The 13559-nt window shown below is 70.0% G+C and carries 10 protein-coding genes; 2 read left to right on the forward strand and 8 right to left on the reverse strand.

The genetic code is table 11. The features are described from left to right. Positions 1-16 precede the first annotated feature (16 nt). Positions 17-454, forward strand: coding sequence for a type II toxin-antitoxin system PemK/MazF family toxin (locus HDA39_RS20560; RefSeq protein ID WP_184797409.1), 438 nt, complete (start codon positions 17-19; stop codon positions 452-454). Positions 455-626: 172 nt separating this feature from the next. Here HDA39_RS20560 and HDA39_RS20565 read toward each other — a convergent pair whose 3' ends face one another. The 6 genes from HDA39_RS20565 to HDA39_RS20590 form a co-directional block, all read right to left on the reverse strand. Continuing rightward, the gene (locus HDA39_RS20565; protein WP_184797411.1) at positions 627-2405 is read right to left on the reverse strand and encodes a VanW family protein; all 1779 of its coding nucleotides are present in this window, start codon (positions 2403-2405) and stop codon (positions 627-629) included. 94 nt (positions 2406-2499) lie between these two features. Next, positions 2500-3009, reverse strand: a complete 510-nt coding sequence (locus HDA39_RS20570) for a flavin reductase (RefSeq protein ID WP_184797413.1) — start codon at positions 3007-3009, stop codon at positions 2500-2502. Positions 3010-3065: 56 nt separating this feature from the next. Continuing rightward, positions 3066-4634 carry a tetratricopeptide repeat protein gene (locus tag HDA39_RS43770; RefSeq protein ID WP_184797415.1) on the reverse strand — a complete coding sequence of 523 codons (1569 nt, stop codon included), beginning with the start codon at positions 4632-4634 and terminating at the stop codon, positions 3066-3068. Positions 4635-4663: 29 nt separating this feature from the next. Continuing rightward, positions 4664-5416, reverse strand: a complete 753-nt coding sequence (locus HDA39_RS20580) for a helix-turn-helix domain-containing protein (RefSeq protein WP_184797417.1) — start codon at positions 5414-5416, stop codon at positions 4664-4666. 45 nt (positions 5417-5461) lie between these two features. Next, positions 5462-6373 carry an N-acetyl-1-D-myo-inositol-2-amino-2-deoxy-alpha-D-glucopyranoside deacetylase gene (gene mshB, locus HDA39_RS20585; protein WP_184797419.1) on the reverse strand — a complete coding sequence of 304 codons (912 nt, stop codon included), beginning with the start codon at positions 6371-6373 and terminating at the stop codon, positions 5462-5464. A 91-nt stretch (positions 6374-6464) separates the two neighbouring features. Further along, positions 6465-6761, reverse strand: coding sequence for a response regulator transcription factor (locus HDA39_RS20590; protein WP_184797421.1), 297 nt, complete (start codon positions 6759-6761; stop codon positions 6465-6467). A 103-nt stretch (positions 6762-6864) separates the two neighbouring features. On the opposite strand from HDA39_RS20590, the gene HDA39_RS20595 reads away from it, so the two are divergent. Further along, a complete protein-coding gene (locus HDA39_RS20595) occupies positions 6865-9258 on the forward strand; it encodes a tetratricopeptide repeat protein (protein WP_337925821.1) in 2394 nt (797 codons plus the stop codon). On the opposite strand, the gene HDA39_RS20600 is transcribed toward HDA39_RS20595, so the two are convergent. Further along, complete coding sequence (locus tag HDA39_RS20600) at positions 9255-11591, reverse strand: helix-turn-helix domain-containing protein (protein WP_184797423.1); 2337 nt, start codon at positions 11589-11591, stop codon at positions 9255-9257. The genes HDA39_RS20595 and HDA39_RS20600 overlap by 4 nt on opposite strands. A gap of 123 nt (positions 11592-11714) precedes the next feature. Then, complete coding sequence (locus tag HDA39_RS20605; protein WP_184797425.1) at positions 11715-13424, reverse strand: ABC transporter substrate-binding protein; 1710 nt, start codon at positions 13422-13424, stop codon at positions 11715-11717. Between the last annotated feature and the right edge of the window lie 135 nt (positions 13425-13559).

Consider the following 13559-nt stretch of genomic DNA (forward strand, 5'->3'; position numbering starts at 1 on the left):
GTACTAGGGTCTGCTCATGGCGGACCATGTGGTTGAGCGGCCGGAGTACCCGGGTGACTACGAGGGGACCGTGCGGGTCGAGTACACGCCGCACCCCGATGACGGGGTGGCGGACCCGGGCGAGATCGTGTGGACCTGGGTGCCGTTCGAGGAGGACCACAGCCGCGGCAAGGACCGCCCGGTGCTGGTCGTCGGCTCCGACGGGGCGTACCTGCTGGCGCTGATCCTCACCAGCAAGGACCACGACCGCGACGCCGCCGACGAGGCGCGCTGGGGGCGGGTCTGGCTCGACATCGGCAGCGGGCCGTGGGACAAGGAGAACCGCAACAGCGAGGTCCGCCTCGACCGGGTGCTGCGGGTGGAGCCGGGCCAGGTCCGCCGCGAGGGTGCTGTGATTAGCGAAGACATTTTCGACCAGGTCGCCCAAGAACTGCACGAACTACACCGCGCTTGACACCAGCACACGCACTGCCCTCACCTCGCCGCAGGCTCCAACGGCTACTGCGGTGGGGTCGGGGCCCAGCTGATGCGGGGGGCGCCTCCGGCGGCGATCGCCGTCCCCGCCCCCATCCCCGCTCACCAACGACAAGAGCCGCCTGGGGATCCAGGCGGCTCTTGTCCTTGGTTCAGCTCGGTGGGCGGGTGCTGCCGGTGGGCTTGCCCGTGCCCGGGGTCGGGGGCGTGTCCGGGGTGTTCGGCGGGGTCGGCGTGCCCGGCTTCGGGCCGCAGCGGATGTCGTCGGCGGCGTTGTAGTTGGTGGTGAAGGACTCGGTCTTCACGCGGGCGCCGTTCTTGGCGAAGTAGCGGTAGATCTTGATGTCGAAACCGCCGGTCGGGGCCTGCGGGCGGCAGCCCGCCTCCTGGCTGTAGACCAGGCCGGGCGAGCGGAAGTTGTACTTCGCCGACTGGCCGGCGGTGACGTCCCAGACCTTCGTACCCCAGATCTTCACCGTCAGGCTGCCCTGCTTGCCGGGCGTCGAGGCGGAGAAGATGGTCTGCACGAAGACCCCGTGCCCGGAGTCGTTCTGGAACTTCAGGTCCACCGACGGCCACGCCACGGTCGCCTCGCGGCCGACCGGGTAGCGGTTGATGTAGACGCTGTGCGCCTTGTGCTCGACGTCCTTGAGCCCGGCGAAGAAGGCCGCGTTGAAGGTCGTGGTCGCCGACTGCGAGACACCGCCGCCGAGGTCGAGCACGAACTTGCCGCCGTTGATGATGTTGCCCTCGGTGAAGCCGTTCTCCTTGGTCCGCTCGCCGACGATCTTGTTCAGGCTGAACGTCTCGTTCGGCTTGAGCAGGGCGCCGTTGATCTTGCGGGCCGCGGTCCCGATGTTCACGTTGCGGTACTCGGCGTGCGGGAAGCGGGTGGTCGCCTGCCCCATCACCTCTTTGATCCCGAGCGCCTGCGCGGCCTCGGTGGTCAGCGCGGCCTTCGACTTGGCCAGCCCGACCGACGCCTTCCGCTCACCTTCGCCCTTCGGCAGGATCGACAGGATGGCCGGGACCACCTTGTCCCGCGCGACGATCTCGCCGTCGACCGCGGGCACCACCCGCGGGCGGCCGCCGGCGATCTGGATCGTGGCGTCCTTCGGCAGCGTCTCGAGGTCCTTGAACCGCTTCTTGAACAGCGGCTCGAGCTTCTTCGCGTCCAGGCTCGGGGTGAACTTGCCGTCCTTGGCGACCAGCTTCAGCGCCGGCGCCAGCTCCTGCGGGGTGAGGTTGACGCCCTTGTCACCGACGGTGAGCCGGACCGGACCGGACATCGCCGGCTCGGCGTACTCCTTCATCGCCTTGGTGATCGCGTCCGTCCCGGCCTGCGGCTTGGTCACGCCGACCGGCAGGTCCTTCGGGTTCCCGTCGGAGGGGAACCCGGACACCACGGTCTCGGTGGCCTTGTCGTTGTCGAGCTTCAGCCCGTCCGCCGGCGCGTGCTGGACGGCCTTGGCGTCGGGGAACGTGATCGTGCCCTCGGTGGCCGGGCGGTTGACCTGCCCGGCGAGCTTCTCGACGGCGGCCTTCAGCTTGCCCTCGTCCTTGGCGACCACCGGCGCGACCGCGTCACCGCCGGTCAGCACCTGCCACATCCGGGCCGGGTTCAGGCTGCGGCCCGCACCGGCGTCGGCAACGGTCGCGTCCACGTCGAGGCTGAGTCCGGCGTCGGCCGGCTTCACCTGGTACGTCGAGTCGCCGGCCTTGAGCTTGATCGGCAGCTTGAGCCGGTCGTCGATCCCCGCCTGCAGCTTGGCCTTGGCCTCGTCCTCGGACAGTCCGCCGAGCTCGATGCCCAGCACCGTCGTGTCCCCCGGTACCTTGTCGCCGGTCAGCGCGAACGCCACGCCGTACACGACGACGAGCACTCCGAACCCCGCCGCGGCGATGATCCCCGCGAGCTTGTTTCTCCCCACCGGACAGAGTCCTCCTGCTCGAACCAGATGACAGACGGCACATCCTACGCGACCGGGGCCGACAGAAAAGCCGCCGATCTGCCCCTGGCTGCCCCTAGCTGCCCCTGAGGTCGCGGTACTGCCCCGCGTAGTAGATCAGGGCGTCGGGGTCATCGGTGGCGCCCAGGCTGAGCACCTCACCGACCACGATCGTGTGGTCACCGCCCTCGTACGTCGCCCAGGTGCGGCACTCCAGCCAGGCCGGCGCCCCGACCACCAGCGGGCAGCCGGTCTTCGGCCCGGGCACGGTCGGCACCCCGTCGAACTGGCTGTAAAGGTCCCGCCCCGACCGGGCGAAACGCTCCGCGACCGCGTGCTCACCGGCAGCCAGCACCGAGACGGCCCAGTCCCCGCGGGACAGCACCGCCTCGTGCATCCGCACGCCTTTGTCCACGCAGACCAGGACCAGCGGCGGGTCCAGCGACACCGAGGTGAACGCGCTCGCCGTCATCGCGTGCGCGACCCCACCCTGCAGCGTGCTCATGATCGTGATGCCCGACGCAAACCGGCTCAGCGCCGTACGGAAGTCCGCGGGCGCGATGCTGCCACTGGAGTCCGGGGTCACTCCAGCAGCCTAAGACCCACCAGTAGCTGACGTCTCAACCCGGCGTGTGGCCCGAGTCACTCAGCGAGCTGTTCGGTGACCTCGCCCGGTACGGCGACGCCGTGCCCCGTGTACAGCTGCCGTGCGGCCAGCAGCTCCGTCCGCGCCTCGGAACTCCTGCCCAGCGCCTGGTACGTCCGGGCCAGGCCGACCCGGATCGCCGCTTCGCCGTCCCACAGCTCGTTGGCGATCGCCATCCGGAGTGCCTCGGTGAACCGGGTGAGCGCCTCCTCGTACCGGCTGAGCTCGACCGCGATCTCCCCGAGGTGCTGCTGGGCCTCGCAGGCGCCGTTCGTCCGGCCGGCCTCGCGGTACAACGCCAGACTCTGCTCCAGCGCGGCACCGGCGTCCGTCAGCTGCCCGGCCTGCTGGTAGGCGGCTCCGACGATGAAGTAGCGCATGGCGGCGTGGGACAGGGGAACGTCCGGGCGCCGCAGGTACAGGTCGATCGCGGGCTCGAACGACGCGCGTTGCGCGACCAGGTCTCCGGCGCGGCCGGCGATCATGCCGAGCACCAGGTGGCACCAGGACTCCTGCACGACATCGCCGTCGTCCTGGGACATCTGCAACGCCTGTTCGGCGACCACACGGGCCCGGTCGAGCCCGTCGCCGGACTGCTCGTACGCGTGGGCCAAGTTGGTCAAGCACCTGACCTCGAACGCGCGCGACTCCAGCGAGTGACCGAGCGCGAGTGCTCGTTCCAGGTGCGCGGCCCCGGCGGCGAAGTCGTACAACTCGTCGTAGACCAGTCCCAGGTCGAAGCGCAGCATCGCGGGCAGCGTCGGGTCCGGCTGCTCGTCCACCAGGTCGAGCCCGATCAGCAGCAGGTCGCGCCACTCCGCCCACCGCTTCCGGTGCATGGCGTACACGCTGATGCCGACCGCGAGCCGGACCAGGAGTTCCCGCTCGTGCTCGCTGCCGGTGGCCGCCGTCCGGGCGGCGAGCAGCATCGCGGCACGATCGGAGTCGAGGTGGTCGGCTGTCGTCGGGATGTCGAGCTGAGCAGCGGACCGGGACCAGCCCGGGTCGTTCCATCCGTTGCCGATCGTCCGGCGGGTCGGCGCCAGGTCGTCGAGCCGCCAGGCCAGCGCCACGAAGTAGTCGAGGATGTTGCGGCGTACCGCGGCCGCATCCCCGGGACGGGCGAGATCTCGTCCGACCGAACGGACCAGGTCGTGCAGGCGGTAGCGGTGCAGCGTGGGAGTTTCCAGCAGGTTGGTGTCGACCAGATGCTCCAGGGCCGCCTCGGCGTCGCTCTCCTCGACGTCGAGCGCCGCTGCCGCGAGCCGGACCGAGAAGTCTTCGCCATCGATCAGGGCCACCTGCGCAAGCGCGTCCGCGGCGCTCAGGTCGACCGGGTGCGTCCCCTGGCGGAGCGCTTCGACCGACAGCCCGATCGTCGCGCGAACACCGTGGTCCGCCTCGTCCAGGACGTCGAGCTTGGCGCGCTCGTCCGCGAGCGCCGCGGTGATCTCCTCGATCGACCGCCGGCCGGTCGCGAGCTGGCTGCCGACGATGCGCAGCGCCAGCGGGAGACGTCCGCACAGCCGGACCAGTTCTCGCGTGGACCCGGGATCCTGGTCCACGACGCCACCGCGGGACTTCCGCAGCAGACTCAGTGCGTCCGGCTCGTCCAGGAGGTCCAGGGGAACTGCCGAGCTCCGGCCAGGGCGAGCAGCCGGGTACGACTGGTGACCAGTACGACGGACTCGCCGACACCGGGCAGCAGCGGCTGGATCTGCTCGGCCGATCGCGCGTCGTCGAGGACCAGCAGGAGCTTCCGGTCGGCCACCAGCGACCTGAGCCTCGCGGAGGCGGTGCTCACGTCGGCCGGGATCCGGGCAGCGGGCGTCCCCAGCGCGCGGAGTACGCGGGTCAGAGCTTCCAGGGGGTCCACCGGCTCACCACCACTGTGAGCCCGCAGGTTCAGGTAGATCTGGCCGTCCGGGAACGCCGCGGCCAACGAGTGCGCGGCCCGTACGGCGAGGGCCGTCTTCCCGACTCCGCCCATTCCCGAGACGACCGCGATCACGGTGCCGAACTGCCGCCCGGCTCCGGACAGGACCCCCGTCAGCTGGGCCAAGGTGTCAGCCCGGCCGACGAAGTCCTCGAGGTCGGCCGGCAGACTCTCCGAGCGGCTCTCGCCCGACGGTCGGACAGCGGCTTCCCGCAGTACGCCGGCCTCGGTCGTCGACAGTCCGAGCGCTTCCGCGAGCGCGTCGAGCGTTGCCGGACGCGGGAACCGACGACGCCCGGTCTCCAGCGTCGCGACGGCACCCACGCTCAGCTCGGAGCGCTCGGCCAGTTGTTCCTGGGTCAGTCCGGCGGCGACCCGGAACTCTCTTAGCAGTTCAGCGAGACCGGCCATGCTGCCTGATCGTAGTCAGGCGGGCACGGCCGGCGTCGCGCGGTGTCAGAGCCCGGCGAACAGATCCGACTCCAGACCGTTCGGCCCCGGAGCCGCGATGCCCTTGACCAGGCGGTAGGCCTCGTCGCCGAACATCTCGCTGCCGTTGTTGTTGGACAGGGCGAAGAACGGGCCGTCGACGGTGATCTGGGTGGCGTGCGCCTTCATCGCGTTCATCTTGCGGTCGAGGTAACCGTCGGCGGACACGATGCAGTCGATCAGCCGGTCCGGTGTGATCATCGGCGGCATCGGGCCGTCGGGGTCCATCCCCTCGAAGGTGGTGGTGTCGCCGGCCTCCCGCAGCCTGCGCAGGCTGTTGCGCATCCTCCCCTCCGCGATCGCGGTCCAGTAGATCTTCGCGATGTCCCAGGCCGGGCCGAGGTCCTCCCGGTACGAAGGGGCCGCCGCCAGGGCCGCGGCGTACGTCGCGACCCGGTGGGCCTGGATGTGGTCGGGGTGCCCGTAGTTGCCCCACTCGTCGTACGTGACCAGGACCTGCGGGCGGATCTCCCGGATGATCGGGACCAGGTCGTTGGCGGCGGTGACGAGGTCGGCCTGCCAGAAGCTGTCCGGCCGGGTGTCCGGCGGTACGGCGGCGTTGCCGGTCTCGTCGTAGATCATCCCGGTGTCGCGGTACCGGCCGGGGCCGCCGAGGAAGCGGTGGTCGGTGACGCCGAGCTCATCCATCGCGGCGGCCAGCTCGCCGATCCGGTGCGGACCGAGCCCGTCGGTCTGGTCGGCCGCCAGGTGCTCCAGCTCCGGCACCAGCACCTCCCCCTCCTCACCGAGGGTGCAGGTGATCAGCGTGACGTGGGCGCCTTCGGCAACGTACTTCGCCATCGTCGCGCCGTTGTTGATCGTCTCGTCGTCGGGGTGGGCGTGCACCAGCAGCAGCCGGCGGTCAGGAAGTGCACTCATGCGGCCAGCCTACGTCGCACCCCGGACAGTTCCGGACGACGCAGACCGGCCGCCGCGGGCCGCTACCACCAGGTCACGGCCCTGCCCGGGATCAGCCGAACCGGCGTACCAGCAGGCACCCCGCCTGGAAGCGCGACCGAGCCCCCAGCCCGGCGATCAGCGCGCTGATCTCGGACCGCACGGTCCGCAGCGACAGCCCCAGCTGCCGCGCGATCGCGGCGTCCTTGGCACCGGTCGCCATCAGCCGGCCGATCATCACCTGACGGGTGGTCAGATCCCTCGCCGCGGCCGGTGCCGCCCGCCGCGAACCGAGCTCGTACACCTCACAGACGACCTCCGGCGCGAAGTCCTCCCTTCGCACCACAGGGACAGCCTGGTAAACGGACATCCTCAACTCCTCCCCAGATTGGTCCAGCGCAGCCCATTCTTCTGACGGCCCGGGGAGGTCACCAGGTACAACCCATACAGTTCACCCATACAAAGTGGCGATCGTGAGGGGTGACGGTGCGATGGAGTCGCAGTTCGCGGCCCTGCTGCGCCGGCACCGGACGGCGGCCGGCCTCACCCAGGACGAGCTGTCGGCGGTGTCCGGGATCAGCGTGCAGGCCATCAGCACGCTGGAGCGCGGCACCCGCCGGTACCCCCAGCCGGCCACTGTCCAGGCGCTGGCGAACGCCCTGCGGCTCGACAAGGACCAGCAGGCCGCTCTGGTCGCCGCGGCCTCCCGACGCGGCCGGACGGACCGGCTGCCGCTGGACGAGCCGGCGACGCCAGTGGTCTCGCCGCGACAGCTGCCGTTCGCCAGTGGCGACTTCACCGGACGGGTCCAGGAGCTGGCCGAGCTGAGCCGGTACCTGATCGACAGCCCCGGGGTGAGCGTCACGGCGATCACCGGCATGGGCGGTATCGGGAAGACCACTTTGGCCATTCACGTCGCCCACGAGGTGGCCGCACACTTCCCGGACGGCCAGCTGTACCTGGACCTGCGCGGCTTCGGGCTGGGCCCGCCGCTGGAGCCTCTGGAGGCTCTGACCTATCTGCTCGAGGACCTGGGCGAGACCCCGCCCGCCGACCTGTCGACCGCCGCGGCCCGGTTCCGGACCGTACTGGCCGAGCGTCGGCTCGTCCTCCTGCTCGACAACGCGGCCGACCACGAGCAGGTCCGTCAACTGCTCCCCGGAGCCGGTGGCTGCGCGGCGGTGGTGACGAGCCGTCGCAGTATGGCGGGGCTGGGCGGCCGCCAGTACCAGCTGGGCGAACCACCCCTGCACGAGTCGATCGAGATGCTGCGGCGCATCTCCGGCCGTCCGGACGCTCCGGAGGACGAGTGCGCCGCGGTGGTCCGGCAGTGCGGCGGCCTGCCGCTGGCGATCCGGATGGCCGGCGCCCGTCTGGCGTCCAGGCCGTCCTGGCCGGTCGCGCACCTGGCTGACCGGCTCGCTGACGGCCGGCGCCGGCTGGACGAGCTCCAGCTCGACGACTCCGGCGTACGGGCGACTCTGGTGCTGTCGATCGAGCAGCTGGCCGGCAGCGAGGACCCGGTCGACGTCCAGGCCGTGTCCATGTTCGCCCTGCTCGGCCTGGCCGAGTGTCCCGACCTGACGTCCGCACTGGCCGCGTCGTTCTCGGACAGCCCCGAGCAGGAGGCCGAGATCGTGCTGGAGCGGCTGGTGGACGTGCACCTGCTGACCACGCCCGCGCCGGGGGTCTACCGGTTGCACGACCTCGTACGGGTCGCTGCCCGCGAGTTCGCCGAGCAGACGCTCTCGCCCGACGACCGGCTGGCGGTGACCACGCGCTGGATCAAGCGGATCTCGGCGGTCGTCTGGCGGGCCAGCGAGTACTCCGGCCACGGGGTAACCCGGGAGCACTGGCTGGACCAGGAGTGGCTGAAGGGCGCCGACGACCTGCCGACGCAGGAGGACGTGCTCGGCTGGCTGGACGCCCAGCGCTCCGGGCTGGTCACGACCCTCCAGCACACCGCCACCGAGCAGCCCGACCTCGCCGTACAGGTAGCGGTCGGCCTGAACGCGTACTACGCGCTGCGGCGCGCATGGCTCGACTGGCTGCAGGTGAACGAGGCCGTACTGCGCCTGGTCAGCGGCGGCCCGGACCGGATCGCCGAGGGACTCGTCCTGCACGACCTGGGCGCCGCCCACGCCGAGCTGGACCAGTACCAGCAGGCCGTGATGCCACTGCGCCGAGCGATCGACGCGGCGGACGCGTCCGGCGACGGCAACCTCCAGGCGCTCTGCCTGAGCAGCCTCAGCCACGTCCTCGAACGCACCGGCCGGACCCCCGACGGCATCCCGTACGCCGAACGCGCCCGCGAGATCGGTCTGCGCCTCGGCATCCCACCCCGCGCCGCCTGGGCCTGTCTGGCCCTCGGCATGCTCTACCTGAAGACAGGTGCGACCACGGCCGCGCAACGGCTGTTCGCCGAGGCCCTCGACCTCCTGGTCGAGCCCGGCCAGGAACGCTACCGCGGCATGATCGCCCAGAACATCGGCGTCTCCTACCGCGAGGCCGGGCGGTACGAGCTGGCCGCCGACAGCCTCCAGCAGAGCCTCGCCCTCTACCGCCAGGCCGGCGCCGCCGTACAGCAGGCCGAGGTCCTCAACGAGCTCGGCAAGCTCTGCCTGGCCCAGGGCCACCTCGACGAGGCCGTAGCCCACCAGAGCGAGGGCCTAGCGATCGCCGGCCAGTACGGCGACTGGCTCTGCGAGGCCGACATCCGCAAGTCCCTCGGCGAGGTCCGCCACCTCCAGGGCCGCCTCCCCGAAGCCCGCCGCGAATGGCGCATCGCGTTGTCCATCCGCGACCAGCACAACGCCCACGGCACCGCCGAACTCCGCGAACTGCTGGGCCAGTCTCCGGTCCGCTAGAGCTTGTCCAGCAGAGCCCGAGCCTCGTCGGCCGCGGCCATCCCCCGGCTCCCGTAGATCTCCAGCGCCCGGTCCAGGTGCTCGCGCGCCTCGTCCCGGCGGTCCAACGCCGTCAGCACCTGCGCGAGGCGCAGCCGCACGCTGCCCTCCCGGTCCCACAGCTGAAACTCCTGAGCGCCCCGCAGCGCCTCGGTGAGCGGCTCGAGCGCGCCGACAGCATCACCTGACAGATAGCGGGTCCAGCCGAGATCCTCATGGGCCTCCGGCAGGTAGGGGCCGGCGTTGTCCGCCATCAGTAGGCGCAAGCTCTCTGCCGACGACTCGACCGCCGCTGCAAAATCGCCTGTCTCCCGGTACGAGTGGCTGATCATCTGGAAGGGCATGGCCAGCATGCGGGGCGAACTGGCCGAGCGCATGGCCTCGATGGCGCGAGCGAAGTAGGCAGGCCGCTCCGGACTGCCCAGCTTGCCGTGGAGCATGCCGAGGACGAGCAACGCCTCTGCTTCCTCCATCCCCAGCCCGGTCGCGAGCGCGCCGTCCAATGCACGGGCGGCATAATCCAGCCCCTCGGTGGTCCGGCCGGCCCGTTCGAGCACGTGGCTCAGGTTTGCCAGCGTGGTCACTTCGTACTCCGGGACCTCGATCGAGGTCAGCTCGCCGACAGCACGGATCAGCGCGTCCGCCGCCGGACCGAAGTCGTTCAGCTCTGCCTGGGCCAGACCGTGATCGGCGAACAGCATCGCCTTCGGAAGCGCCTCGACGGCCGCCGGCGCCGCCGCACCCGCCACGTCACGCCACTCGGCCCAGCGCTTCCGGGCGATGCCGTAGTACTTGATCCCGACCCCCAGACGGACGGCCAGCGCCTGCTCGGCCGGACTCGCCTCGACGGCCTGCCGTACGGTCGCGACCAGGTCGGCCCGCTCGTCGTCCAGCAGGTCGAGCAACTTGTTCCGGTCCTGAAGGTCGGCAGCGTCCGCCCACCAGATTTCGTCCGCCCACGCCTCCCGCGGCCCTGACGGCATCCGGGACATCCGGGACAGCTGCCACACCATCGCGCTGTAGGTCTCCAGCGCCGCGCAGCGAACGGTACGGCGCTCGGCCGCCGGCACGATCTCGTCGAAGTAGCCGGCGACCAGGTCGTGCAACCGGTACCTGGTCGGAGTCAGGGCCTCCATCAAGCTGACGTCGGCCAGCCTGTCCAGCAGCCGCTCGGCCTGCTCCGGCGCGACTCGCGCTACCCGGCTCGCGACCCGGGTCGAGACATCCGCGCCGTCGAGCACGGCCAGCCTCGGCAGCAGCCGACCGGCTGCCGCATCGAGCGGATCGCTCGACGCGGTGAGCTGTTCGACCGAGACCTCGATGCTGCTCCGAACTCCTCGCCCGTGATCGTCCAGCATCGACATCCGGTCCGACAGATCGGCCAACCGATCTGCGAGCACCCCGACAGCGCTCGCGGGCCGACCGATCAGGTGGGCTCCCGCGATCCGCACCGCCAACGGCAGGCGAGCGCAGTATCGGACGATCCTCTCTGCGGCATCGCTTTCGGCGAGCACCGTCGCACCACCGACGTCGCCGAGCAGGTCGAGTGCCTCCTGGTCGGAGAAGGCGTCGAGCTGGATCTGCCGTACGCCGGCGAGCTCGGGCAGCTGCCGCCTGCTCGTCACCACGACTGCCGTGCCACTCGTCCCCGGCAGCAACGGCAGGACCTGGGCGCTGTCGGCCGCGTTGTCGAGGATCAGCAGCATCCGCCGACCGGCCACCGCACTACGGAACCGCGCCGACGCACTGGCGACGTCCGTGGGCAGGTCGGCGTCCGATGCACCCAGCGATCGCAGCAGGACGCCCAGACCGGCCAGCGGATCGAGTGCCCCGGACCTCCCGAAACCCTGCAGGTCCAGCAGGAGCTGACCGTCCGGAAAGTGCTGGGCCAGACCCTCCGCAAGTTTCAGGGCCAGACTGGTCTTGCCGACGCCACCCATCCCGGTGATCACCGCGATCGGTACGGCCGGCGTGGCCGGACCTGCGGTCAGGAAGCCTGCCAGCTCCTTGATCTCGTCGGCACGGCCGGTGAAGTCCGGCGGTGCCGACGGCAGCCGGCGCGACTGGCCGGACGGCCGTTTCGAGGCCGACAGCAACAGTTCTCGATCCCCGGGGCCGCACCGCAACCCGTCGGCGAGAGCGGCCACGGTCGACGGCCGCGGGAACCGCCGCCGGTCGGTCTCCAGCAGCCGCACGGCCTGCCCGCTGATGCCGGCCGTCTCCGCAAGGCGTTCCTGGGTGAGGCCGCGGTCGTGGCGCAGGCGACGCAGTACGGCGCCGAACGTCTCGTTCACTCCTGATCGATCCCGTCTGCCGCCGGCTGGGCGAACAGCGTACCGAGCCCGGACAGGCCGAGGGCGGTACCGGAGATCCGGTACCGCCCTCGGGTTCAGCTAGTTCGTGCTACCTGCTCGAGATCAGCCGACCTTCTTCAGGGCGATCTTGGTCAGGTCCGGCAGACCACCGATGTCAGGGTTGGCCGTCGCGCCGGTGATGTTGCCACCCTGCACGTAGATGTTGTTGTCCGCGGAGATCGGAACCAGCGGGAACGCCTTCATCGCCTCGTCCAGGACGTCGGCCCACGCGGTGGTGGCCTCCTTCTGGTCCGCGATCGTCGGGATCTCGTTCATCTTGTCCCAGCCGACCTGCGAGCGACCGTAGTTGTTCTGCGCGGCCTTGCCCGGGGCGGAGTTGTCCGGGCCGAGCACCGACGGAACGATGGTCGACATCGACGGCCAGTCCTTGCACCAGCCGGCCGTGATCAGGTCGGTCGCCGACGCGTCGTTCTGCTGCGTCGAGTAGTAGTTGTCGCCCGGGATCTTCTTGATGTCGACGTTGACACCGATCTTCTTCCAGGCGGCCTGAGCCGACTCCGCGGCCTTGATCGAGATGTCGGTCGCGTCGGACGCACCGAGCTGCAGCTTCTCGCCCTTGTAGCCGGCCTCGGCCAGCGCGGCCTTCGCCTTCTCGAGGTCACCGGTCAGCGGCACCTCGAACGCGCTGTTCTTGCGGTAGCCGTCGAGGCTCTCCGGCACGATCGAGTCCGAAGGAACGTTCAGCTTGTCGCCACCGCGGGCGGTGATGTACGCGGTCTTGTCGAACGCGTAGGTCAGCGCTTCGCGCATCTTCTGGTTCTTCAGCAGCGGCTTCTGCTGGTTGAACGCGATGTAGCGGCGGCAGTCGTCCGTGCCCTCGACGATCCGGTCCTTGACGCTGGCCTGGGTCAGCTTGGCCAGGTTCTGCGGCTGGACGCCGGAGAAGCTGATCGCGTTGGCGTCGGGGCCGGTACCGGCGATCAGGCGCTGGTCGACGATCGCCTCGTCGTCACCGAACTTGAACTCGAAACCGTCCGGCATCGCGGTGTTGATCGGGTCGGTGGCCTGGTCCCAGTTGGTGTTGCGCTCCAGCACCAGCGTCTTGTTGCGGGTGTAGGTCTTGATCTTGTACGGACCGGAGGAGAACACCCGGTTGTCGTACTGGGTCTTGGTGTCCTTGGCCTGCGGCACCGGCGCGAAGATCTTCATCGACGCGGTCATGTCGAACTCCGAGACCGCCTGGTTCAGCTTGAAGACGATCGTCTTGTCGTCCGGAACCTCGATCGCGGTGCAGCCCTTGCCGCCGTTGTTGCCGGCCGGCGTGTACGGGCCTGCGTAGCCCTTGCAGTCCAGGTAGTTCTTGCCGTACGGCGCACCTTCGGACAGGTCGGCGGAGAACGACCGCTCGACGTTGTACTTGATGTCCTTGGAGGTGATCGGCGAGCCGTCCTCGTACTTCAGGCCGTCCTTCAGCGTGAAGGTCCAGGTCTTGAAGTCGGCCGACTTCTCCCACTTCTCGGCGGTGTCACCGACCAGCTGGACCTTCTTGGCCTGCGGGTCCCACTTGAACGCGGTCAGCGTGCGGTAGAGGAGCTGACCGGCCATGCCGGTGTCAGTGACGAACGCTCGCGCCGGGTCCAGGTGCTCGAAGTCCGAAGCGTGGTAGACGGTGACGATTCCACCCTTCGCCCCCTGCTCCGAGTTCTGGTCGCCGGCGTCGTCGTTGCTGTTGTCCCCGCCGCATGCCGCCAGCGTGAGGGTCAGGGCCAGACCCGTGGCGACCACGGATCCGGCGCGCTTGGCGTGTCTCATGCCATCCTTCTTTCTGTTTCCTCCATCGGGACGCCGGGTCACGGCTGCCCTGGTGACTGGAATGCCGGTCATCTACTCATGACCGTGATTTCCCTTCAACGGTTCTCCGCCTCCGTCACCGGATCGTGACGACTT

Source organism: Kribbella italica, from assembly GCF_014205135.1.
In the GTDB taxonomy this organism is placed as follows: domain Bacteria; phylum Actinomycetota; class Actinomycetes; order Propionibacteriales; family Kribbellaceae; genus Kribbella; species Kribbella italica.